The sequence below is a fragment of the Shinella sp. GW821-FHT10F02 genome (assembly GCF_058809275.1).
The window spans coordinates 1-20,493 of the sequence record NZ_JBXASL010000004.1 but is presented as its reverse complement, the minus strand read 5'-3'; the positions used below and the strand labels follow the sequence as shown (position 1 = coordinate 20,493).

The following is a 20,493-nucleotide window of genomic DNA, read 5'->3' as shown; positions in this document are numbered from 1 at the left end:
TCATGCGCTGGCTGCTTCTTGCCGCACTTCCCTTCCTCGCCACCGGCTGCACCGCGGTGCACGACCCGTTCCTCGAAACGGGCGCCATCCGGCCGGATGCACCGCCGATCTCGACCGAAGTGTCGCCGGAATTCGCGGCCGCCTATCTGCCGTCGATCTCCGGCCGCATCGAAAGCGTGCGCCAGACGGTGCGCGGCGAGTTCTTCGAGCAGGCGATCGTCTATTCCAACGCCACGGCGTCCGCCGGCGAAAATGTGCTCACCGTGCGCATCGGTACGCCCTCCGAAGGCGTGACCTTCCTGCGCGCCCCGACACGCCGCGCCATCCTTGCGGAGATGCGGCAGGCGCTGCCCGGCGTCGCCATGACGATCGATGCCGCGCCCGGCCAGAACATGCACGGCATCTACGGCTATGCCACCGGCCCGCTCGGAAAGTCCGGAAGCTGCCTCTACGCCTGGCAGTTCGCCAAGCGCGTCTCGCCGGTGCGCGAAACGGCGATGGGCCGAATCGGGGCGGGCAACTATTCCGCGCAGGTCCGCCTGCGCTTCTGCCATCCGACCATGCCGCAGGAGCGCATCGCGTCGCTAATGGCCGGCATGCGGCTGAAGCCGGTGACGCGCGATACGTTCGACATGCTGAGTTATGCCGGCGGCAGCGGCTATGGCCGCAGCCAGCCGGTGCTCACCCGCGCCGAGCCCGTGGCGATCGTCGAGGATGACGTCGAGGTCCGCAGGCCAAAACGCCGCGTGGTGGAGGAGAAGCGGGCGGAGGAGCCGGCCATCATTCGCAATGCCGTGCGCGTTCCCCTGCCAGGCGAGTCCACGCAGGAAAAGGTGAAGGTCGCGGTTGTCGAAAAGCCGGTGGAAGAGGCAGCGGTGACCGCGCGGGCGAAAAGCGCGCTGGTGCCGCTGCCCGGAGAGTAAGCCTCAGAGAAAGATCTCGTGCTCCTGCCGCACGATTTCCTGCACGAATTCCGCCACGGTGCGCACGCGCACGAGATCCCGCGCGCTTTCGTGCCAGGTCGTCCAGTAGGCACGGCGGATCGCGTTGGCGGGGAGCAGGCGGACGAGTTCGCCGTACTGCCTCGCAATATAGTCGTGCAGGATGCCGATGCCGGCGCCGGAGCGCACGGCTTCCGTCTGGCCGGTCGCGCTCGAAATCTCGAAGCTCGCATCCCAGCTGCGCATGATCTCGCCGGTGAAGTTGAGCGAGGCCGTGAAGATCAGGTCTTCCACATAGCCGACCCGCCGGTGCGCCTTCAGGTCCTCGACCGTCTCTGGCGTGCCGTTTTCCGCAAGGTAGTCGCGGGACGCATAGAGCCCGAGCGTATAATCCGTGAGTTTTGACGAAACGAGGCGGCCCTGTTCCGGCCGCTCCAGCGTGATCGCGATATCCGCCTCGCGTTGCGACAGGGAGAAGGAACGCGGTACGGGCACGAGCTGGATCTTGAGTTCCGGATGCCGCGCCGTCAGCCGTCCGAGCCGGGGTGCCAGAAAGGAAACGCCAAAACCATCCGGCGCGCCGACGCGCACGGTGCCGGCGACGGCGGTGTCGATGCGGCCGATGCTCGCCTGCGCCGCCAGCATTTCCGTTTCCATCCGCTCAGACGCGCGCAAGAAGACCTCGCCTTCCGCCGTAAGATCGCAGCCATTGGTGCGGCGGATCAGGAGGCGCGTCTTCAGCGCTTCCTCCAGCGCGCTCACCCGGCGGCTCAGCGTCGCATGGTTGACGCCGAGGCGGCGGGAGGCGGCGAGGATCTGGCCGGTGCGGGCAACGGCGAGGAACATGCGTGCGTCATCCCAGTTCATACCGGCCTCCGACTTCAATTTTTGCACAACGGTTCCTTATATGAGGTGATTGAGTTGTGCAAATTGAAGTGCGATGATCCTCTCACAACAACGGAGGAGCTCCCCATGTACGAGATCGGCCATTTCATTCACGGCAAGAAGGTCGCCGGCACCAGCGGCCGCACCGCGAATGTCTTCAACCCGGCGACGGGCGAAGTCCAGGCGACGGTCGCACTTGCCAACGATGCCGACCTGCAGGCCGCGATCGACAGCGCGCTTTCCGCGCAGCCGAAGTGGGCCGCCACCAACCCGCAGCGCCGCGCCCGCGTCTTCATGAAGTTCGTCGAGCTTCTGAACCAGAACATGGACGAGCTCGCCGTTCTGATCTCCCGCGAGCATGGCAAGACCGTCGAGGACTCGAAGGGCGACGTCATCCGCGGCCTGGAAGTCTGCGAATTCGTCATCGGCATCCCGCATCTTTCCAAGAGCGAATTCACCGAAGGCGCCGGCCCGAACATCGACATGTATTCGATCCGCCAGCCGGTCGGCATCGGCGCCGGCATCACGCCCTTCAACTTCCCGGGCATGATCCCGATGTGGATGTTCGCGCCCGCCATCGCCTGCGGCAACGCCTTCATCCTGAAGCCCTCCGAGCGTGATCCATCGCTGCCGATCCGCCTTGCCGAACTGATGATCGAAGCGGGACTGCCCGCCGGCATCCTAAATGTCGTCAACGGCGACAAGGGCGCGGTTGACGGCATCCTGGCGCATCCGGATATCGCCGCCGTCTCCTTCGTCGGCTCCACGCCGATCGCCCGTTACGTCTATGGCACGGCTGCCGCCAACGGCAAGCGCGCCCAGTGCTTCGGCGGCGCGAAGAACCACATGATCATCATGCCCGATGCCGACCTGGACCAGGCCGCAAACGCCCTGATGGGCGCCGGCTACGGCTCGGCAGGCGAGCGCTGCATGGCGATCTCGGTTGCAGTCCCCGTCGGCGAGGAAACCGCCAACCGGCTGATCGAAAAGCTGACGCCGATGATCGAGAGCCTGCGCATCGGCCCCTACACCGATGACAAGGCCGACATGGGCCCGGTCGTCACCAAGGAAGCCCAGGCCCGCATCCTGAGCCTCATCGACAAGGGCGTGGAAGAAGGCGCCAACCTCGTCGTCGACGGCCGCGGCTTCAAGCTCCAGGGTTATGAAGACGGCTATTTTGTCGGCGGCTGCCTGTTCGACAACGTCACACCGGACATGGAAATCTACAAGACCGAAATCTTCGGCCCTGTCCTCTCCGTCGTTCGCGCCAAGAACTACGAGGAAGCCCTCGACCTGCCGATGAAGCACGAATACGGCAACGGCGTCGCGATCTATACCCGTGACGGCGACGCGGCCCGCGACTTCGCCAGCCGCATCAACATCGGCATGGTCGGCGTCAACGTTCCGATCCCGGTTCCGCTCGCCTACCACTCCTTCGGCGGCTGGAAGTCCTCGTCCTTCGGTGACCTCAACCAGCACGGCACGGACTCGATCAAATTCTGGACCCGCACCAAGACGATCACCAGCCGCTGGCCGTCGGGCATCAAGGACGGCGCCGAATTCGTCATGCCGACGATGAAGTGATCCTTCCGCACTGATGGAATTGAAGGGGCTCCCGTTTCGGGGGCCCTTTTTGCATTGCCGATTTTTTGTGCTTTGCGAAGAATAGCCGGCTAGCCCGGCCCGTTAAGCCCTCGTGTTCTATGCATTTGGAAGGGGCAAACAATATGTCATTCGCAGCATCTGCGCAGCCCGCCGCACAGGCGAGCGGCTTTCACCGGATTACGTTCACCGGCAGGGCGTCTGAATATTTCGGCATCTGGATCGTCAATGTGCTGCTGACGATCATCACGCTCGGCATTTATTCGGCCTGGGCGAAGGTGCGCCGCAATCGATACTTCTACGGCAATACCGTGCTGCTTGGCCGGTCCTTCGAATACCATGCCAAGGGCCTGCAGATCCTCATCGGCCGCCTCATCGTGCTCGGCGGTTTCGTCGTGCTCAACGTGATCGCAGCCCTTGTGCCGATCCTGGTGCTGCTGCCGACGCTCGTCGTGCTGATCGCGCTGCCATGGCTCGTCGCCAAGGGCCTGCGCTTTTCCGCGCGCGTCACGAGCTACCGCAACGTGCGCTTCGATTTCGTCGGCGGTGCCGGCGGTGCCTTCAAGGCCTTCATCCTCGGCAGCCTGCTCGCCGTCATCACCATCGGCATCCTGACGCCACTCGCCAGCCGCTGGGTCTCGCGTTACGTCGGCTCGAACCTGCGCTACGGCGGCAAGGCCTTCGACACCGATCCGCAGCTCGGCGCGATCTATAAGTCCTGGCTCCTGTCGCTGCTCATCGTCGTGCTTGGCCTCGGCATCATTGCGCTTTTGGCCTTCCTCAACCTGCCGATCATCCTGTCGATGATCGAGACGCCCGGCGCGCTGACGCCGGAGCAGCAGATCCCGCTCTTCATCGCGGGCACCATCGCCTATATCACGCTCTTCGCCACCTTCGGCATTGCCGGCCTGTTCTACCGCGCGGGCGTCCGCAACATCGCCTATTCCGCCACAACCTTCGATGGCCAGCACCGGCTGATGAGCGATGTCTCGCGCACCCGCTACACCTGGATCGCCATTTCCAACGTCCTGATCACCATCCTGACCTTCGGCCTGATGCGGCCCTGGGCGGCGGTGCGCATGGCGCGCTATACCTGGGAGCACACCGGCATCACCTTCACGGGCGATATCGGCGAGCTGTTCAGCCGGATCGAGGCCCAGGGGTCGGCCGTCGGTTCCGAGTTCATGGACTTCGAAGGGTTCGATTTTGGCTTCTGAGAATGTTGCCATAGCCGGCGGAGATTGGCATCCCGCCGGTTCCAGCCGCTCGGTCGAGGCCCGCCTCGTCGAGCGGGCCGGCGAGATCGTCGCCGTGCCGGCGGGGGGCGACAAGCCGCTTGCCGGTGCCGGCCTCTCCTGGGTGGAGATTTCCAGCCGCGTCGGCGCCATCCCGCGCCGTGTGACCTTTCCGGACGGTTCGGTCTTCGAGACCTGGGACAATGACGGCATCGACCGATATCTCGCCGCGCGCGGCAAAGGCGGTGCCGGCATCGTGCACTGGCTGGAGCAGTTCAAGCTCCGCCTCATCCTCATCGTGCTCGCCGCTTTCCTGCTTGGCGGCGCGGTCTATCGCTGGGGCGTGCCGGCCCTCGTCGAGGTCGCTATCCTGACGACCCCGCCGATCGTGCCGCAGCTGATGGCGCAGGGCACGCTGGAGGCGCTCGACCAGACGACCTTTTCGCCGACGAAGCTTGCCGAAACACGCCGCAAGGAAATCGCCGAGGGCTTTGCGCGCATCGCCGCGCAGTCACCGCGCGGTGCCGGCGCCTATAACCTCAATTTCCGCGATGGCGGCCTGATCGGCCCGAACGCCTTCGCGCTGCCGGATGGCACGCTGGTCATCACCGACCAGCTCGTCGAGCTGGCGGCCGGCGACACCGAGATGATCGTCGGCGTTCTCGCGCACGAGATCGGCCATGTCGAGCTGGAGCACAGCCTGCGCCAATTCTATCGCGCCGCCGGCATGACCGGCCTCATCATGCTGATCGCCGGCGATGTTGGCTCCAGCGTGGAGGACGTGCTGGTGCAGGGCGGTGGCCTTCTGGCGCTGTCCTATTCGCGCAGCGCGGAAGCCGAGGCGGACCGGCGGTCGGTGGAGCTGATGGCCAAGGCCGGCTACGACCCGACCGCGATCGCCCGCTTCTTCGGCCTCCTGGAGGAAAAGCTCGGCGACAAGGGGGATACCAACATCCTCTCCACCCATCCGGGCACGCCGCAGCGCAAGAAGGACATCATCGACTATAGCCGGATCATTTCCGGCCAGTCGGACCCGGACCTGCAATGACGCAAGCGGCGGCCGATCATAGCGGCCGCCGGACCATCTTGCGGTCTTGCCCGTTCTGATGGATAGTCCGCCCATCATCTATGGGAGAATGCCTTTGTTTGCCGTCGCGACGATCAAGAACTCACCGGTTGCGGCGGTAGAGACGGCTTCGCTCGGCATTATGGCCGGGGACTGATCCTCACCCTATCGCTCGACCTTGACGCGCCTGGAACGGCGCATCTCCAATGTCGAGATACACATGATCATCGAACTCACAGAACGTGACTTTAACGCGCTGCTGGATGGCATCGCGCCCTTAAACCTGCGCCTCGTGCCGGACAGCGCGCTTGCGCCGCCGGAGGTGCTGGACATGCTGCGCACGCTCGCCGCCGGCATCGGCGCCGAATTCTCGCCGTCGGCCTGGATGATGGTGGAGGAGGGCGAGATCGTCGGCCTTTGCTCCATCACGCGCGTGCCGCAGGATGGGGACATCCACATCGGCTACGGCGTTGCCCCGACGCGGGAGCGCCGTGGCTATACGACCCGGGCAATCGGGCACCTGCTCGAATGGGGGAGGGGCGATCCCCGCGTCCTTCGCATTTCGGCGGAGACCGGGGTGGAGAACATCGCGTCCCAGCGTGTCCTCGAACGCAACGGCTTTGTCCGGGTCGGCGAGCGCATCGACGCCGAGGATGGTCCCCTAATCTGCTGGCAGGCGGCAACGGCCTGAAACAGTTCGGCGGCCGGGTGATGAACCCGGCCGCCGTTTTTTTCGATATCTAAAAAGCCGTGGCTTACTGCGACGGGCCGTCGTTGTAGCCGATCTTGTCGACCAGCTCGGATGCCTTCTTGCGGTTGGCCGCGATGTCGACGAGCGGCAGTTCGTCGGCCTTCAGCGTGCCGAAGGACTTCACCACGTCGGAGGGCTCCGCACCCGGCAGGACCGGATATTCGTAGACCTGCTCGGCATAAATCTGCTGCGCAGTGCCGGCCGACAGGAATTCCATCAGCTTCAGCGCATTGTCCTTGTTCGGGGCGTTCTTGGCGAGCGCCATGCCGGAGACGTTGACGTGGCTGCCGCGGTCGCCGGCGTTTGGGAAGAGCACCTTGATGGCGGCGGCCCAGTCCTTCTGCTCCGGCTCCTTCTCGTTGGTCAGCATCAGGCCGACATAGTAGGAGTTGCCGAGTGCCAGGTCGCATTCGCCGGCAAGGATGGCCTTGGCCTGGTCGCGGTCGCCGCCGTCCGGCTTCTTGGCGAGGTTGTTCTTCAGGCCCGTCAGCCATTCTTCGGCCTTCGCTTCGCCGTGATGGGCGATCATCGAGGCGGTCAGGCCGATATTGTAGGAATGCTGGCCGTCACGGGTGCAGATCTTGCCCTTCCACTTCGGGTCGGCAAGCTCTTCATAGGTGATTTCGTTCTGCGCGACGCGGTCCTTCGAGGCGTAGACGACGCGCGAGCGCGTGGTCAGGCCGAACCAGTTGCCGTCCGGATCGCGATACTGCGCCGGGATGTCCTTGTTGATGACCTCGCTCACGACGGGCTGCGTCACGCCGCCGTCCTTGGCTTCGGTCAGGCGTGCAATATCGACGGTGAAGATGACGTCGGCCGGCGAGTTCGCGCCTTCCGCCTGGATGCGCTCGACAAGGCCCTTGTCGAGGAACAGCACGTTGGCGGTGATGCCGGTTTCCTTGGTGAACGCATCGAGCAGCGGCTTGATCAGGTCCGGCTGGCGATAGGAATAGATGTTGACTTCACCTTCCGCATGCGCGGGCAGCGCAAGCGCCAGGGCGGCGGTGGAAAGCGTGAGAGCGGTGAGGGCGTTCTTGAGCAGTGGCATTGTGTCCTCCTGAGTGCATTTATTCTTAACTGCTAAAGTCGTGTTTAGCGGCTTGCCCCTCGCAGTCAACCATGTCACCACTGGCATAACATGATTGTGATTTTCCGCTTTTCTGAAATTGCGCGTTTTTGGAATTGTTCTAAACGACGATCTGCCCTATATGTGATGCCTATCAAAACCCGGATTCGGAGTTCCCGATGCGTTTGACGAAACAAACCAACTATGCCGTGCGCATGTTGATGTACTGCGCGGCGAATGGTGGAAAGCTCAGCCGTATTCCGGAAATCGCCAAGGCCTATGGTGTCTCGGAACTTTTCCTGTTCAAGATCCTCCAGCCTTTGACGAGGGCCGGCATCATCGAGACCGTGCGCGGCCGCAACGGCGGCGTGCGCTTGCCCAAGCCCGCAAGCGAGATCACCCTGTTCGACGTCGTGCGGGTGACGGAAGATTCCTTCGCCATGGCCGAATGTTTCGAGGCCGGCGAGGTCGAGTGCCCGCTGGTCGATAGCTGTGGCCTCAACTCGGCGCTGCGCAAAGCGCTGAACGCCTTCTTCGAAGTGCTTCAGCAGTACACGATCGACGATCTCGTCAAGGCACGCCCGCAGATTGGCATGCTTCTCGGCCTGGAAACGGCCTTCGTCCAGCAGCCCGCTGCCTGAGCGACCGGCGCCTGACCAACGGCGCCGGGATCATTCCCCGGCGCTGACGTCGCGCTTTACATATTCCTGCAGGATGAATTCGATGGCCGTCGGATCGAGCTCGGCCTTGTCGATGCGGAAGTCGACGCCGTAGTCGTCGATCTTCTGGAAATAGGCGTCGTTGATCGACGACGAGATGACGCCGATCGGGCCGATATAGCCAACGCGCCGGAGCTCAGGCACCGTCTCGCGAAAATCCGCCTGCGGCTGCAACCGGTTGTCCATCAGGATCATGTCGAGCGGCACGCCGGACGAGCGGATGAAATCGAGCGCGCCTTCCACCGTTTCCACATAGTCGAGCGTGATCGCATAGCTTGCGACCTTGCGCATCAGCGCGCTGAGGATGACGTTTTCCGCAGGATCGTCATCGACGAGCAGGATATGCACTTTTGCTGTCATGGCCGTAGCTGAACCTGGTTGCATCAAAGAGGCTGCCGGCCTCGAAAAACCGCCGTTACTCTCATCCAGACCGCGGCCATTAACAAGTCCCTAACTCTGCTATCGGTGGCACTGCGCAGGTGTTTTATGAGCGTCATTGAATAATCTGCTCGCGGATCGCCTTGGCGACCATCTGCGTGCGGTTCACCACGTCGAGCTTCTTGAGGATCGTTGCCGTGTGCGAGTTCACCGTATGCTCGGAAACCGAGACGATGAGGGCGATCTCGCTCGCCGTCTTGCCGTAGGAGATCCAGCGCAGGATTTCCGTCTCGCGCGGCGTCAGGCCCATGCCGGCCTTGTTGGCGAGCACCTGGCGGTAGAAATAGTCGAAGGCGCAGTTCGCCTCGTAGGCGATTTCCAGATGTTCGGTGCGGCCGATATCCTCGCCGTCGCCAAGGAACAGCACGACATAGCGCGTGCCGGCGATGGAGTGCACGGGGATGGCGAGCGCCATGTCGAAGCCGATCTGGTCGAGGAAGTCGACGCCGGCAGCGCCGTTTTCCGGCGCGTCGGTGCCGAGCCATACGGTCGAGATCGTCGACTTGTAGAAGCTCTTGAAGATCGCGGAATCGTTGATGCGGTGGCGCTTGTCGTAGGTCTCGGCAAGGCCGGCCGGCAGGTCGTGCAGCACGAGGCGGCTCGAAAGCATGCTGGTCTCGTGCTCGTTGGCGAGCTGCAGCACGCCGAAATGCTCGAAGCCGTAGCGCAGCGCCATCGTATGGAAAATACGAAAGAAGTCGACGCGATTGAGAGCTTTCTCAAGATCGCTTTCGAAGCCATATCGCCGGTAATGTTTGTTCAACACAGGCACGTGGTCTCTACCCCCGGATTCCACGCGTGCAAATCTAGCGCCGCAATCTCTGGCGGCAAAGGGTTTTACCGGACAATTTCGCGAAGAGCGGACACTTTTTTGCCATCCGCTTGCCAAGATACTGAAAATATTGGGAAAAAATGTAAGGGAGGCTGCCCTTCGCTTTTGACGTTTCGCTCCGCCGCCACGGTGCGAAACAGCGAAGGGCAGCCTCCCTTGCCTCGATGTCCTAATATGGCACGCCTGCCGTGTCGTCGCCATCGGGGCAGGTGGGGATTGACAGGTCCCGCGGCGCCTGATTCGCGGCACTTTTGAAGGCGTTTCTAATGCTGTGGAGAATAATGTTCCGTGGTTTTTTCCGTTTGGACAAATTTGTTCGCGGACTTATTGCAATCCTGCGGCAAATGTCGTTCCATCCCCGCAAGGCCGGGGCAGGAAATGCACCCGAGCCCGCAACAAGAGAACAAAAAAGCAAACCTGGGAAGCTCACTATGAAAAAGCTGACTACTCTTCTCGCAGCGACGGCGCTTGCCTCACTGATGGCAACGGCCGCCTGGTCGAAGACCTTCGTCTATTGCTCGGAAGCCTCGCCGGAAGGTTTTGACCCCGGCCTCTATACGGGCGGTCAGACCTTCGACGCAGCTGCACACACGGTCTATAACCGTCTGGTGGAATTCAAGCGCGGCACGACGGAACTCGAACCCGCGCTGGCTGAGAGCTGGGAAATTTCGGCAGACGGCAAGGAATACACCTTCAAGCTCCGCAAGGGCGTCAAGTTCCAGACGACCGAGTATTTCACGCCGACGCGTGAGCTGAATGCAGACGACGTCATCTTCTCCTTCGAGCGCCAGTACAAGGCCGACAACCCGTGGAACAAGTACGTTCCGGGCGCGTCCTGGGAATACTTCTCCGGCATGGGTCTGCCGGATGTTCTCGACAAGATCGAGAAGGTCGACGACCTGACGGTCAAGATCACGCTGAAGCGTCCCGAAGCGCCGTTGCTGGCGAACCTCGGCATGCCCTTCATCTCGATCGTCTCCAAGGAATATGCCGACAAGCTGCAGGCTGACGGCAAGATGGAGCTGATGAACCAGCAGCCGCTCGGCACCGGTCCGTTCACCTTCGTCGCCTACCAGCCGGATGCGGCGATCCGCTACAAGGCCAACCCGGATTACTGGGGCGGCAAGCAGAAGATCGACGACCTGGTCTTCGCGATCACCACCGATGCAGCCGTTCGCGCGCAGAAGCTGAAGGCCGGCGAATGCCACCTGATGTCCTACCCGAACGCGGCTGACGTGGCCGAGCTGAAGGCTGATCCGAACCTGCATATCTCCGAGCAGGCCGGCCTCAACGTCGCCTACCTCGCCTACAACACGCTGGTTGCACCCTTCGACAAGGTCGAGGTCCGCAAGGCCCTCAACATGGCGATCAACCGCCAGGCCATCGTCGATGCCGTCTTCCAGGGCGCGGCAACGGTTGCCAAGAACCCGATCCCGCCGACGATGTGGTCGTATAACGACGCCGTCGTCGATGACGCGTTCGATCCGGAAGCCGCCAAGAAGATGCTCGAAGACGCTGGCGTTTCGGGCCTCAAGATGAAGATCTGGGCCATGCCCGTCGCGCGTCCCTACATGCTGAACGCCCGCCGTGCAGCTGAACTGATGCAGGCCGACCTCGCCAAGATCGGCGTCGAAGTCGAGATCGTCTCCTACGAATGGGCCGAATACCTGAAGCTCTCGTCCGCCAAGGACCGCGACGGCGCGGCCATCCTCGGCTGGACCGGCGACAACGGCGACCCGGACAACTTCCTCGACACCCTGCTCGGCTGCGACGCTGTCGGCGGCAACAACCGTGCGCAGTGGTGCAACAAGGAATTCGACGACCTGATGACGAAGGCGAAGGAAACCGCCGACGTTGCAGAGCGCACGAAGCTCTATGAAGAGGCCCAGGTCATCTTCAAGCGCGAAGCACCCTGGAACACCCTCGACCACTCGCTTGCCGTCGTTCCGATGAGCAAGAAGGTCTCGGGCTTCGTACAGTCGCCGCTCGGTGACTTCGTGTTCGAAGGCGTGGACATCGCCGAGTAATATCGGCTACGAAAAAGGCACGCCGCAAAGAGCGTGCATTGGCCGGCGGCTCGAAGACATTCGAGCCGCCGGTTTTTCACAAAAAAGAAGGGATTGGCTCCCATGTTTCGCTTTATCTTCGGACGGCTCGCCGTCCTGATACCCACGTTCCTCGGGGTATCGCTCATCGCGTTCTCCTTCATTCGACTTCTGCCGGGCGATCCGGTCATGCTGATGTCGGGCGAACGCGTCATGTCTCCGGAACGGCATACCGAGCTCATGCACCAGCTCGGCCTCGACCGGCCGATGTACATCCAGTATTTCGATTATCTCGGCGGTCTTCTGACGGGCGACTTCGGTTCGTCCATCGTCACCAAGCGCCCGGTGCTCGACGATTTCGTCAACCTCTTCCCGGCAACGCTGGAGCTCTCGCTCTGCGCCATCATCGTCGCCATCGCGCTCGGCATTCCCGCCGGCGTGCTCGCCGCGGTGAAACGGGGAACCTGGCTCGACCAGTCGCTGATGGGCGTCGCCCTCGTCGGCTATTCGATGCCGATCTTCTGGTGGGGGCTGCTGCTCATCATCTTCTTCTCCGGCTATCTCGGCTGGACGCCGGTCTCGGGACGCATCTCGCTGATGTACTTCTTCCCGCAGGTCACCGGCTTCATGCTGATCGACAGCCTGATCTCGGGGCAGGCGGGCGCGTTCAAGTCGGCGCTCAGTTACCTGATCCTGCCGACCGTCGTGCTCGCGACGATCCCGCTCGCCGTCATCGCGCGCCAGACCCGTTCGGCCATGCTCGAAGTGCTGGGTGAGGACTATGTCCGCACCGCCCGCGCCAAGGGCCTCTCGCCGTTCCGCGTCATCGGCGTGCATGCGCTGCGCAACGCGATGATCCCCGTCATCACCACGATCGGCCTTCAGGTCGGCGTGCTGCTCGCGGGCGCCATCCTCACCGAGACGATCTTCTCCTGGCCGGGCATCGGCAAGTGGATGGTCGACAGCGTCTTCAAGCGCGACTATGCCGTGGTGCAGGGTGGCCTGATGCTGATCGCCGCCGTCATCATGATCGTCAATCTCGTGGTCGACCTGCTTTACGGCTGGGTCAACCCGCGAATCCGGCATTAGGAGGCGATCTCATGAGTGCTGTTCCAACCACCACGGAAGTCAAGACGGGCGGCAAGCCGCCGTCGGGCCTCTCCGAATTCTGGTTCTATTTCTCGCGCAACAAGGGCGCCGTCATCGGCCTCGTGTTCTTCGTGATCATCCTGTTCGTGGCGGTCTTCGCGCCCTTCGTCGCGCCGCACGCCCCGAGCAGCCAGAACCGCGAACTGCTTCTCCTGCCGCCGGTCTTCCAGGAGGGCGGCATGTGGGGGCACATTCTCGGCACCGACGCCGTCGGCCGCGACATCCTCTCGCGCCTCATCTATGGCGCGCGCTTCTCGCTCTTCATCGGCCTCGTCGTCGTGACGCTGTCGGTGGTCTCAGGCGTGCTGATCGGTCTCATCGCGGGTTATTTCCGCGGCAAGGTCGACACCTTCATCATGCGCATCATGGACATCATCCTGGCCTTCCCCTCGCTGCTGCTGGCCCTCGTGCTGGTGGCCGTTCTGGGGCCGGGCCTGCTCAACGCGATGATCGCCATCTCGCTCGTCAACCAGCCGCATTTCGTGCGCCTGACGCGCGCGGCCGTCATGACGGAAAAGACCAAGGACTATGTCGTCGGCTCGCAGGTTGCGGGTGCCGGCACGCTGCGCCTGATGTTCCTGACCATCCTGCCGAACTGCCTCGCACCGCTCATCGTGCAGGCGACGCTCGCCTTCTCGGCGGCGATCCTCGATGCGGCCGCACTCGGCTTCCTCGGCATGGGCGCCCAGCCGCCGACGCCGGAATGGGGCACGATGCTTGCCGAAGCGCGCGAATTCATCCAGCGCGCCTGGTGGGTCGTGACCTTCCCCGGCCTTGCCATCCTCATCACCGTGCTGGCCATCAACCTGATGGGTGACGGCCTGCGCGACGCCCTCGATCCCAAGCTGAAGAGGTCGTGATGCCGCTTCTCGAAGTCAAAAACCTCACCGTCGAATTCCAGACGGCCTCCGGTCCCTTCCGCGCCGTGGATGGGGTCTCGCTCAAGGTCGACGAGGGCGAAGTGCTCGCCATCGTCGGCGAATCGGGTTCCGGCAAGTCGGTCTCCATGCTCGCCGCCATGGGGCTTCTGCCCTGGACGGCGAAGGTGACGGCCGACGTGCTCACCTTCAACGGTCGCGACATGCAGGCCATGTCCGACAGCGACCGGCGCAAGATCATCGGCAAGGACATCGCCATGATCTTCCAGGAACCGATCGCCAGCCTCAATCCGTGTTTCACGGTCGGCTTCCAGATCGAGGAGGTGCTGCGCGTCCACACCGATCTCGGCCGCAAGGCGCGCCGCGATCGCGCAATCGAGCTCTTCCAGTCGGTCGGCATTCCGACCCCGGAAGAACGCCTCGGCCACTTCCCGCACCAGATGTCGGGCGGCCAGTGCCAGCGTGTGATGATCGCCACGGCCCTTGCCTGCAATCCGAAGCTCCTGATCGCCGACGAGCCGACGACCGCGCTCGACGTGACGATTCAGAAGCAGATCCTCGACCTCCTGATGAAGCTCCAGGCTGAATACGGCATGGGCCTCATCATCATCACCCATGACATGGGGGTCGTGGCCGAAACGGCAGATCGCGTCATCGTGCAATACAAGGGCCGCCAGATCGAATCGGCCGATGTGCTGTCGCTCTTCGAAAATCCGAAGAGCGTCTACACCAAGGCGCTGCTGTCCGCGCTTCCGGAAAACGCGGTGGGTGGACGCCTGCCGACGATCACGGAAAAGCTGACCGACGCCGAGATTTTTGCGGGAGCTTTGCGATGACCCCTGTTCTCGAAGCGCGCAACCTGAAGCGCGACTATCACATCCCCGGCGGCCTGTTCAAACCGGCCAAGACTGTTCACGCCGTCAAGGGCGTGAGCTTCAACGTCGAAGAGGGCAAGACGCTCGCTATCGTCGGCGAAAGCGGCTGCGGCAAGTCCACGGTCGCCCGCATGGTCACGATGATCGACCCGATCACCGAGGGCGAAATGCTGATCGACGGCCGCAAGGTCGATATCGCCAGCGAGCCGCTGACCTCCGAAATGCGCAGCAAGGTGCAGATCGTCTTCCAGAACCCCTATGGTTCGCTGAACCCGCGCAAGAAGATCGGCGACATCCTGACAGAACCGCTGGTCATCAACACCAAGATCCCCGCGGGCGAGCGGCGCGACCGCGCCATGGCGATCCTCAAGAAGGTGGGCCTGGAGGAGAAACATTACGGGCGATACCCGCACATGTTCTCCGGCGGCCAGCGCCAGCGCGTGGCGATCGCCCGCGCGCTGATGCTCAATCCACGCCTGCTGGTGCTCGACGAGCCGGTCTCCGCACTCGACCTGTCGGTGCAGGCCCAGGTGCTGAACCTGCTCGCCGACCTTCAGGACGAGTTTCACCTCACCTACGTCTTCATCAGCCACGACCTTTCGGTCGTGCGCCACATCGCGGACGACGTGATGGTGATGTATTTCGGCGAAGCGGTGGAATATGGCAGCCGCGACCAGGTCTTCGAGGACCCGCAGCACGCCTATACGAAAACCCTGTTCGCCGCGACGCCGCGGGTCGACGTGGACGCCATCCGCGCCCGCATCGAACGCCGCAAGCGCGCGGCCTGAGGACCAACGCTCGTGACACGCGCGATCGTCGTCATGGGCGTTTCCGGTTGCGGCAAGACCTCGGTCGCCGAGGGCCTTGCCGCAGCGCTTCCCGCCGCCTTCATCGAGGGCGACAGCCTGCACCCCGCCGCCAATGTCGAAAAGATGTCCAAGGGCATTCCGCTCGACGACGAGGACCGCTGGCCCTGGCTCGACACGATCGGCCGCGCCATGGCCGAGACCCTGAACGGCGGCAAGAGTGTCGTGGTTTCCTGCTCGGCTCTCAAGAAAGCCTATCGCGACCGCCTGCGCCAGGCCGCCGGCGGCACGCTCGCCTTCGTCTTCCTCAAGGGCAGCCGCGATCTGCTGATGACCCGCATGGCGGCGCGGCGCGATCATTTCATGCCCGTCAGCCTGCTCGACAGCCAGCTCGCCACGCTGGAGGACCCCTCCGGCGAACCCGGCGTCGTCACCGTCGATATCGATGCCGCCGTCGAGGCGATCGTCGCGGATGCGTTCGCCGGATTGGCCGCGCTCCGCTAGCCTTCGACGGAATTTGCCGGCCTGCCACTGGCGTCGCCGGGCGTGGCCCCGTATAGACGGCACACCGCTTTCGCGGGAGATTTTCTAGACCTGACAGGAACGACACATGGACATCAAACGCTTTGAAACCGGCCCGCGCATGAGCCAGGCCGTCGTGCACAATGGAACCGTCTACCTGGCCGGTCAGGTCGGCGAGGCGGGTTCCGATGTCACCGAGCAGACCAAGCAGGCGCTGGCCGAAGTCGACCGTCTGCTGGCGCTCGCCGGCACGGACAAGACCCGCATCCTCTCCGCCCAGGTCTGGCTTGCCGACATGGCCGATTTTTCCAAGATGAACGCCGTCTGGGACACCTGGGCGCCGCAGGGCCACACGCCCGCCCGCGCCACCGGCGAATCCAAGCTCGCCACGCCGGATTACCTGGTCGAAGTCATCGTCGTCGCCGCGCTCTGATCAGCGGCGTACGGCTGAAACGGAAAAGGCCCGCTTGCGCGGGCCTTTTTGTTGCCATTTCGCCTATCAGGCCGATTTGGACAGCCGCGCCTGTTCGTCGAAGAACAGCGCCTGGCTGATCAGCGCCTTCACCATGTCGGGGTTGAACGGCTTGGTGACGAGGAAGGCCGGCTCCGGCTTCTCGCCGGTCAAGAGCCGTTCCGGGAAGGCGGTGATGAAGATCACCGGGATCGTGCTGTTCTTCAGGATGTCGTTGACCGCGTCGATGCCGGAGGAGCCATCGGCAAGCTGGATATCGGCGAGCACCATGCGCGGCGAGGTGCGGTGATAGAGCTCGACCGCCTCGGAATGCGTGCGCGCGATGCCCGTTACATTGTGGCCGAGACCCTTCACCATATCCTCGATGTCCATGGCGATCAGCGGCTCGTCCTCGATGATCATGATGTCGGTCGCGACCTGGCTGGAGATGTCGCGCGAGGCTTCGTCAAGCAATTCGCCGAAGCGCTCTTCGGAAACATCGAGAATGTCGGCGCCTTCGGAAAAATCAAAACCCTCGACGGACACCAGCAGGAAGGCCTTGCGTTCGGCCGGCGGCAGGTTGGCGAGGTTTGCGGCGGCCTGCCGCTCCCAGCCGAAGGGCGACGTGTTGGCCGGCAGCGTCACGTCGAGGTTCTCGAACAGCGTGCAATAGAGCCGATAGAGCGCCAGACGGTCGTTGCGACCCTCCGGATAAAGCGAGATATCGGCGACGAGCGCTTCGAGCATGGCGGCGACATAGGCGTCGCCGGACGTCTGGGAGCCCGTTACGGCACGGGAAAACCGCCTCAGATAGGCGAGATGCGGTGCGATACGGGTGGAAAGTGACATTTAGTTCTCCCTGAATATGTTCCGCATCGGAACCGTTTCCGCTAGAGTTCACTATGCGGAAACCTATTGGTAGCATGCTAAGTCAAACTTGCTATTTGGTATCTTGGGCAAAAGGAAGATAGCGGGCAGCACGCGATGGAAACAAGACCATGATCGAGCCCAGCAAGGAAAAGAAACGCGTTGGTCGGGATGCGCCTCACAAGGCTGCGTTCGACCCGAACGGTCCGATCGGCCGCAAGCTGAAATCCTTCTACGACGTCATCGAGACGGAGCCTGTGCCCGATCGCATTCTGGACCTTTTGGGAAAACTCGACGAGGCCGAGGAAAAGGCCAAGAGCGGTTCCTGAACGCATCCATCCATTCCAGTTCATGACATCAAGAAACGGGCCGAGAGGCCCGTTTCGCGTTTCGATCGACCGGCTGCCTGTCAGCGGCAACGTGCTTCGTAGCGGCGGCCGTAGCGGTCGCGATAGATGCAGTAGCCATTGCGGTCAGAGCGGGCGACGAGATAGCCCGCCACGCCACCAATGGCAGCACCTGCAAGCGCGCCGCCGGCACGGCCGGTCACGACGCCGCCGATAATGGCACCCGTGCCAGCACCAATCGCGGTGCCGCGTTCAGTCTGGGTGCAGGCGGTGAGGGTGATGGTGGAGGCGACGAGGGCAAGCGCGATGATGGTGTTCTTCATTGTTGCGGCTCCTGGAATGGTTGTGGGATCAGATACGTCCCATAAGGACGAGGATGAGAAGGATAAGGACGATCAGGCCCAGACCGCCGGACGGGCCATAACCCCAGCTGCGGCTGTATCCCCAGTTCGGCAATGCGCCGACCAGAAGCAAAATCAAAATCACGAGGAGTATGGTGCTGAGCATCTGCGCTTCCTTTCACGTCCACTTCGCTATCGAGCGATGGGCCGACAACGGGCCGCAACGGATTTTGTTCCCGAAAATGTGACAGCGAGGTCATGAGGGCGGCCCGGAACTTTCCGGCCTGTGCGTCCGTTGTTTTGTCCGACACGACGGGTCTGGCCCGAAGGTGATGGAGACATGAAATGGAACATATAGCCGCAATCATGCTTTTGGTCGGCTGCAGCCATGGCAGCCTCGCCTGTGAAGAACTGCAAGCGCCCCAGGTGGCGTTCGAATCCATGGAAGAATGTCAGAGCGCGCTGCCATCGGCGCTCGGTGGCGCCGGTGCCAGCAGGCGCATCGTGCATGCCCAATGCGCGGCAATTGATCCGGCCTGGATCGAAGAAGACGTCGAGATCAGCTGGAGCATGACCCGACAAGGTCTCGAGGTCGACGTGCGCCAGGTAAGCCCGCCGGCAGAGGGCGTCATCGTTGCCGAAAACACCAAAACAGACGGTCGTCCCGTCATGCATTGAGCAAATCGGGAACCTTTTTCAGGCTGAACGGTTTTCCTCTCGTCGACGCCACGGCGTTCCAAGGAACTGAAAGGACAGCGACATGAACTGGGATATCATCGAAGGCAAGTGGACCGAATACAAGGGCAAGGCCCAGACCCAATGGGGCAAGCTTACGGATGACGATCTCGATGTCATCAAGGGCCGCCGGGTCGAGCTTTCGGGCAAGATCCAGCAGCGCTACGGCCTCGCCAAGGAGGAGGCCGAGCGGCAGATCGACGATTGGGCGCAGCGTCACTAATGCCATGACCGCCTGAATCGGAAACGATTTGGCAAGAATTGCGCAAAGTAGATGTCCGCGACCACATCGGTCACCGCTCATGCCGCCGCAGCCGAAAGGCTGCGGCGGCATCGTTTTATGGAAAAGTCGGTCGTTACAAAACAGTTTTATTCCATAAAACGTCCGGGAACCTTTCCCACCGTCCGCCGTTCTTCAAGCAATACAAGGAAGGAGTTCAAAATGCTCTATTATGCTGTAGTCTTTCTCGTGATTGCGCTCGTCGCCGGCCTGCTCGGCTTTGGTGGTATTGCCGGTGCATCCGCCGGTATTGCGCAGATCCTGTTCTTCGTCTTCTTGGCCCTTCTGGTCCTGTCGCTGATTGCGGGCTTGTTCCGTCGGGCATGAGGATGATGTGTCCTTGAAAGGGCGGCGTTTGCGGACGCCGCCCTTTTTGCGTCTACCGCGCAGGCCTTGCGAGGCTTTGGAGCATTGGTTAATCAGCGCTTAATCATGCCGAATCCTTGGAGCCCAATTTATGAAATCCCTCGAACTGCTGGTTGAACGCATCATCCTGTCGAGCCGCTGGATCCTGGTGGTCTTCTATCTCGGCCTCGTCGCCGCCCTTGCCGTCTATGCGGTGTCGTTCCTTTACAAGTTCGGCAAGGTTGCGATGAACGTCTTCGTCTTCGACGATGCGGAGATGATCCTCGCCATGCTCGGACTGATCGATGCAGCGCTCGTCGCAAGCCTGATCCTGATGGTGATGATCGCCGGCTACGAGAACTTCGTCAGCCGCTTCGACGAGGCGGAGGCGGATGTCTCCTTCCTCGGCAAGCTCGATTCCGGAAGCCTGAAGATCAAGGTCGCATCCTCCATCGTCGCGATCTCGTCGATCCACTTGCTGCAGGTCTTCCTCAATGTGCAGCAATATACGGACACCAAGCTGATGTGGCTGACCTTCATTCACCTCGCCTTCGTGGTGTCAGCCGTGCTGCTCGGTTTCCTCGAACAGATCATGTCCAAGCTGAAGGGCTGAAAGCCTTGCCAAGACCGGTAGGGGAGGGCGCCGCGGATATCCGCCGGCGCCCTTTTCTTTTGGCGCGAAGTCAAGCGAAACCGTCGAGCTTTCCCCGACATTCTCCTTATGCACCGGGTGCCTTTGAGGTACCGCGGCGCAATATCGGCCTCTCACCCCTCTGTTTGACCATCTGGACAAAGTTTTCCGCAGTGATTTGGGCTTTGCGAGGGGTCTTCGAGGGCCTTTCAGCCTCTACAAACCGAGAAACACCTATATTTTCAATGCGTTATAACTTTTTTGATTTTTCTTGTTTTGAGCTGTTGACGATCTCATGTGGGTGGGCTTATAACCCGCTCATCGAACGAGAGCGGCGGCGCTTCTGGCGGCCGACGAACTCGCTCCAAGGTTTCCTGACGGAGCTGGTGAGAATTGAGCCGAACCTGGTTCGGGGATTTTGCTGCTTCGGGTAAGACTGGATACTGAGACTGGGACGGTTTGACCGTCGGTTTTTTGACAATTGAATAGAGAAGAAAGAGAAACGTGGTCGGCGGGTCCGCGGACAGGCTTCAGGGTCTGTCTTGGAAAGAGACTTTGGCGGTCACGTTTTATCTAAGAGACGTTACACTGGTTCCTCGGGTTGATCGCAAGGTTGGCCTTGAGTGAACAGGTGTGAAGTTCTCGTCGATTCAGAACGTTGACTATATGCCAATGATTGAATTCTC

Annotated in this window: 25 protein-coding genes; 18 read left to right on the top strand and 7 right to left on the bottom strand. The window is 62.1% G+C overall.

The window, feature by feature from the left end; all coding sequences use genetic code 11:
- Positions 1-2: 2 nt before the first annotated feature.
- A complete protein-coding gene (gene bcsN, locus AC1RWL_RS13265) occupies positions 3-923 on the top strand; it encodes a cellulose biosynthesis protein BcsN (RefSeq protein ID WP_493094967.1) in 921 nt (306 codons plus the stop codon).
- Between the two features lie 3 nt (positions 924-926).
- Here the strand turns inward: bcsN and AC1RWL_RS13260 are convergent, their stop codons facing one another.
- Entirely contained in the window at positions 927-1,808 is an 882-nt protein-coding gene (locus AC1RWL_RS13260) for a LysR family transcriptional regulator (protein WP_493094966.1), read from the bottom strand.
- A 105-nt stretch (positions 1,809-1,913) separates the two neighbouring features.
- On the opposite strand from AC1RWL_RS13260, the gene AC1RWL_RS13255 reads away from it, so the two are divergent.
- The 4 genes from AC1RWL_RS13255 (at position 1,914) to AC1RWL_RS13240 (ending at position 6,420) form a co-directional block, all read left to right on the top strand.
- Positions 1,914-3,410 carry a CoA-acylating methylmalonate-semialdehyde dehydrogenase gene (locus AC1RWL_RS13255; protein ID WP_130516252.1) on the top strand — a complete coding sequence of 499 codons (1,497 nt, stop codon included), beginning with the start codon at positions 1,914-1,916 and terminating at the stop codon, positions 3,408-3,410.
- 143 nt (positions 3,411-3,553) lie between these two features.
- Positions 3,554-4,645 (top strand): YjgN family protein, encoded by a 1,092-nt coding sequence (locus AC1RWL_RS13250; protein WP_435267660.1) that lies wholly within the window; start codon positions 3,554-3,556, stop codon positions 4,643-4,645.
- Positions 4,635-5,711, top strand: a complete 1,077-nt coding sequence (locus tag AC1RWL_RS13245; RefSeq protein ID WP_493094964.1) for a M48 family metallopeptidase — start codon at positions 4,635-4,637, stop codon at positions 5,709-5,711. Before AC1RWL_RS13250 ends, AC1RWL_RS13245 begins: the two co-directional genes overlap by 11 nt.
- Positions 5,712-5,949: 238 nt before the next feature.
- Complete coding sequence (locus tag AC1RWL_RS13240; RefSeq protein WP_493094963.1) at positions 5,950-6,420, top strand: GNAT family N-acetyltransferase; 471 nt, start codon at positions 5,950-5,952, stop codon at positions 6,418-6,420.
- A gap of 64 nt (positions 6,421-6,484) precedes the next feature.
- Here the strand turns inward: AC1RWL_RS13240 and AC1RWL_RS13235 are convergent, their stop codons facing one another.
- Complete coding sequence (locus AC1RWL_RS13235; protein WP_439615062.1) at positions 6,485-7,528, bottom strand: Fe(3+) ABC transporter substrate-binding protein; 1,044 nt, start codon at positions 7,526-7,528, stop codon at positions 6,485-6,487.
- A 197-nt stretch (positions 7,529-7,725) separates the two neighbouring features.
- On the opposite strand from AC1RWL_RS13235, the gene rirA reads away from it, so the two are divergent.
- A complete protein-coding gene (rirA, locus tag AC1RWL_RS13230; protein WP_256120668.1) occupies positions 7,726-8,187 on the top strand; it encodes an iron-responsive transcriptional regulator RirA in 462 nt (153 codons plus the stop codon).
- Between the two features lie 30 nt (positions 8,188-8,217).
- Here rirA and AC1RWL_RS13225 read toward each other — a convergent pair whose 3' ends face one another.
- Both AC1RWL_RS13225 and AC1RWL_RS13220 read right to left on the bottom strand, forming a co-directional pair.
- Positions 8,218-8,625 (bottom strand): response regulator, encoded by a 408-nt coding sequence (locus AC1RWL_RS13225; RefSeq protein ID WP_256120667.1) that lies wholly within the window; start codon positions 8,623-8,625, stop codon positions 8,218-8,220.
- Positions 8,626-8,758: 133 nt separating this feature from the next.
- Positions 8,759-9,466: a helix-turn-helix transcriptional regulator gene (locus tag AC1RWL_RS13220; protein ID WP_256120666.1), complete on the bottom strand. Its 708-nt coding sequence runs from the start codon at positions 9,464-9,466 to the stop codon at positions 8,759-8,761.
- Positions 9,467-9,966: 500 nt separating this feature from the next.
- On the opposite strand from AC1RWL_RS13220, the gene AC1RWL_RS13215 reads away from it, so the two are divergent.
- The 7 genes from AC1RWL_RS13215 (at position 9,967) to AC1RWL_RS13185 (ending at position 16,243) form a co-directional block, all read left to right on the top strand.
- Positions 9,967-11,562 carry an ABC transporter substrate-binding protein gene (locus AC1RWL_RS13215; protein WP_256120665.1) on the top strand — a complete coding sequence of 532 codons (1,596 nt, stop codon included), beginning with the start codon at positions 9,967-9,969 and terminating at the stop codon, positions 11,560-11,562.
- 102 nt (positions 11,563-11,664) lie between these two features.
- Positions 11,665-12,669 (top strand): ABC transporter permease subunit, encoded by a 1,005-nt coding sequence (locus tag AC1RWL_RS13210; protein WP_256120664.1) that lies wholly within the window; start codon positions 11,665-11,667, stop codon positions 12,667-12,669.
- Between the two features lie 11 nt (positions 12,670-12,680).
- Positions 12,681-13,589, top strand: coding sequence for an ABC transporter permease subunit (locus AC1RWL_RS13205; RefSeq protein WP_256120663.1), 909 nt, complete (start codon positions 12,681-12,683; stop codon positions 13,587-13,589).
- The gene (locus AC1RWL_RS13200; protein ID WP_256120662.1) at positions 13,589-14,443 is read left to right on the top strand and encodes an ABC transporter ATP-binding protein; all 855 of its coding nucleotides are present in this window, start codon (positions 13,589-13,591) and stop codon (positions 14,441-14,443) included. The genes AC1RWL_RS13205 and AC1RWL_RS13200 overlap by 1 nt, the downstream gene beginning before the upstream one ends.
- The gene (locus AC1RWL_RS13195; RefSeq protein WP_256120661.1) at positions 14,440-15,270 is read left to right on the top strand and encodes a dipeptide ABC transporter ATP-binding protein; all 831 of its coding nucleotides are present in this window, start codon (positions 14,440-14,442) and stop codon (positions 15,268-15,270) included. Before AC1RWL_RS13200 ends, AC1RWL_RS13195 begins: the two co-directional genes overlap by 4 nt.
- A 33-nt stretch (positions 15,271-15,303) precedes the next feature.
- Positions 15,304-15,792 (top strand): gluconokinase, encoded by a 489-nt coding sequence (locus AC1RWL_RS13190; protein WP_493095302.1) that lies wholly within the window; start codon positions 15,304-15,306, stop codon positions 15,790-15,792.
- Between the two features lie 106 nt (positions 15,793-15,898).
- Positions 15,899-16,243, top strand: coding sequence for a RidA family protein (locus AC1RWL_RS13185; RefSeq protein WP_256120660.1), 345 nt, complete (start codon positions 15,899-15,901; stop codon positions 16,241-16,243).
- Positions 16,244-16,309: 66 nt separating this feature from the next.
- Here the strand turns inward: AC1RWL_RS13185 and AC1RWL_RS13180 are convergent, their stop codons facing one another.
- Positions 16,310-17,110: a response regulator gene (locus tag AC1RWL_RS13180; RefSeq protein ID WP_439615066.1), complete on the bottom strand. Its 801-nt coding sequence runs from the start codon at positions 17,108-17,110 to the stop codon at positions 16,310-16,312.
- A gap of 149 nt (positions 17,111-17,259) precedes the next feature.
- Between AC1RWL_RS13180 and AC1RWL_RS13175 the strand changes: the two genes are divergently transcribed.
- Positions 17,260-17,457: a NepR family anti-sigma factor gene (locus AC1RWL_RS13175; protein WP_439630149.1), complete on the top strand. Its 198-nt coding sequence runs from the start codon at positions 17,260-17,262 to the stop codon at positions 17,455-17,457.
- An 80-nt stretch (positions 17,458-17,537) separates the two neighbouring features.
- Here the strand turns inward: AC1RWL_RS13175 and AC1RWL_RS13170 are convergent, their stop codons facing one another.
- Both AC1RWL_RS13170 and AC1RWL_RS13165 read right to left on the bottom strand, forming a co-directional pair.
- A complete protein-coding gene (locus AC1RWL_RS13170; protein WP_256120657.1) occupies positions 17,538-17,798 on the bottom strand; it encodes a YMGG-like glycine zipper-containing protein in 261 nt (86 codons plus the stop codon).
- 28 nt (positions 17,799-17,826) lie between these two features.
- Positions 17,827-17,982 (bottom strand): DUF3309 family protein, encoded by a 156-nt coding sequence (locus AC1RWL_RS13165; RefSeq protein WP_256120656.1) that lies wholly within the window; start codon positions 17,980-17,982, stop codon positions 17,827-17,829.
- Positions 17,983-18,161: 179 nt separating this feature from the next.
- On the opposite strand from AC1RWL_RS13165, the gene AC1RWL_RS13160 reads away from it, so the two are divergent.
- From AC1RWL_RS13160 to AC1RWL_RS13145, 4 genes are all read left to right on the top strand, one after another.
- Complete coding sequence (locus tag AC1RWL_RS13160) at positions 18,162-18,494, top strand: hypothetical protein (RefSeq protein ID WP_493094962.1); 333 nt, start codon at positions 18,162-18,164, stop codon at positions 18,492-18,494.
- Between the two features lie 82 nt (positions 18,495-18,576).
- The gene (locus tag AC1RWL_RS13155; RefSeq protein ID WP_435267665.1) at positions 18,577-18,774 is read left to right on the top strand and encodes a CsbD family protein; all 198 of its coding nucleotides are present in this window, start codon (positions 18,577-18,579) and stop codon (positions 18,772-18,774) included.
- 219 nt (positions 18,775-18,993) lie between these two features.
- Positions 18,994-19,158 (top strand): DUF1328 domain-containing protein, encoded by a 165-nt coding sequence (locus AC1RWL_RS13150; RefSeq protein ID WP_023514833.1) that lies wholly within the window; start codon positions 18,994-18,996, stop codon positions 19,156-19,158.
- A gap of 130 nt (positions 19,159-19,288) precedes the next feature.
- Complete coding sequence (locus AC1RWL_RS13145; protein ID WP_069059874.1) at positions 19,289-19,789, top strand: TIGR00645 family protein; 501 nt, start codon at positions 19,289-19,291, stop codon at positions 19,787-19,789.
- The last annotated feature ends 704 nt before the right edge of the window (positions 19,790-20,493 follow it).

Excerpts from the sequence above, each read along its gene's own strand:
- bcsN (WP_493094967.1), top strand. The coding sequence starts at position 3 with ATGCGCTGGCTGCTTCTTGCCGCACTTCCCTTCCTCGCCACCGGCTGC.
- AC1RWL_RS13260 (WP_493094966.1), bottom strand. The coding sequence starts at position 1,808 with ATGAACTGGGATGACGCACGCATGTTCCTCGCCGTTGCCCGCACCGGC.
- AC1RWL_RS13255 (WP_130516252.1), top strand. The coding sequence starts at position 1,914 with ATGTACGAGATCGGCCATTTCATTCACGGCAAGAAGGTCGCCGGCACC.
- AC1RWL_RS13250 (WP_435267660.1), top strand. The coding sequence starts at position 3,554 with ATGTCATTCGCAGCATCTGCGCAGCCCGCCGCACAGGCGAGCGGCTTT.
- AC1RWL_RS13240 (WP_493094963.1), top strand. The coding sequence starts at position 5,950 with ATGATCATCGAACTCACAGAACGTGACTTTAACGCGCTGCTGGATGGC.
- AC1RWL_RS13235 (WP_439615062.1), bottom strand. The coding sequence starts at position 7,528 with ATGCCACTGCTCAAGAACGCCCTCACCGCTCTCACGCTTTCCACCGCC.
- rirA (WP_256120668.1), top strand. The coding sequence starts at position 7,726 with ATGCGTTTGACGAAACAAACCAACTATGCCGTGCGCATGTTGATGTAC.
- AC1RWL_RS13225 (WP_256120667.1), bottom strand. The coding sequence starts at position 8,625 with ATGACAGCAAAAGTGCATATCCTGCTCGTCGATGACGATCCTGCGGAA.
- AC1RWL_RS13215 (WP_256120665.1), top strand. The coding sequence starts at position 9,967 with ATGAAAAAGCTGACTACTCTTCTCGCAGCGACGGCGCTTGCCTCACTG.
- AC1RWL_RS13210 (WP_256120664.1), top strand. The coding sequence starts at position 11,665 with ATGTTTCGCTTTATCTTCGGACGGCTCGCCGTCCTGATACCCACGTTC.
- AC1RWL_RS13205 (WP_256120663.1), top strand. The coding sequence starts at position 12,681 with ATGAGTGCTGTTCCAACCACCACGGAAGTCAAGACGGGCGGCAAGCCG.
- AC1RWL_RS13200 (WP_256120662.1), top strand. The coding sequence starts at position 13,589 with ATGCCGCTTCTCGAAGTCAAAAACCTCACCGTCGAATTCCAGACGGCC.
- AC1RWL_RS13195 (WP_256120661.1), top strand. The coding sequence starts at position 14,440 with ATGACCCCTGTTCTCGAAGCGCGCAACCTGAAGCGCGACTATCACATC.
- AC1RWL_RS13190 (WP_493095302.1), top strand. The coding sequence starts at position 15,304 with ATGGGCGTTTCCGGTTGCGGCAAGACCTCGGTCGCCGAGGGCCTTGCC.
- AC1RWL_RS13185 (WP_256120660.1), top strand. The coding sequence starts at position 15,899 with ATGGACATCAAACGCTTTGAAACCGGCCCGCGCATGAGCCAGGCCGTC.
- AC1RWL_RS13180 (WP_439615066.1), bottom strand. The coding sequence starts at position 17,110 with ATGTCACTTTCCACCCGTATCGCACCGCATCTCGCCTATCTGAGGCGG.
- AC1RWL_RS13175 (WP_439630149.1), top strand. The coding sequence starts at position 17,260 with ATGATCGAGCCCAGCAAGGAAAAGAAACGCGTTGGTCGGGATGCGCCT.
- AC1RWL_RS13170 (WP_256120657.1), bottom strand. The coding sequence starts at position 17,798 with ATGAAGAACACCATCATCGCGCTTGCCCTCGTCGCCTCCACCATCACC.
- AC1RWL_RS13165 (WP_256120656.1), bottom strand. The coding sequence starts at position 17,982 with ATGCTCAGCACCATACTCCTCGTGATTTTGATTTTGCTTCTGGTCGGC.
- AC1RWL_RS13160 (WP_493094962.1), top strand. The coding sequence starts at position 18,162 with ATGGAACATATAGCCGCAATCATGCTTTTGGTCGGCTGCAGCCATGGC.
- AC1RWL_RS13155 (WP_435267665.1), top strand. The coding sequence starts at position 18,577 with ATGAACTGGGATATCATCGAAGGCAAGTGGACCGAATACAAGGGCAAG.
- AC1RWL_RS13150 (WP_023514833.1), top strand. The coding sequence starts at position 18,994 with ATGCTCTATTATGCTGTAGTCTTTCTCGTGATTGCGCTCGTCGCCGGC.
- AC1RWL_RS13145 (WP_069059874.1), top strand. The coding sequence starts at position 19,289 with ATGAAATCCCTCGAACTGCTGGTTGAACGCATCATCCTGTCGAGCCGC.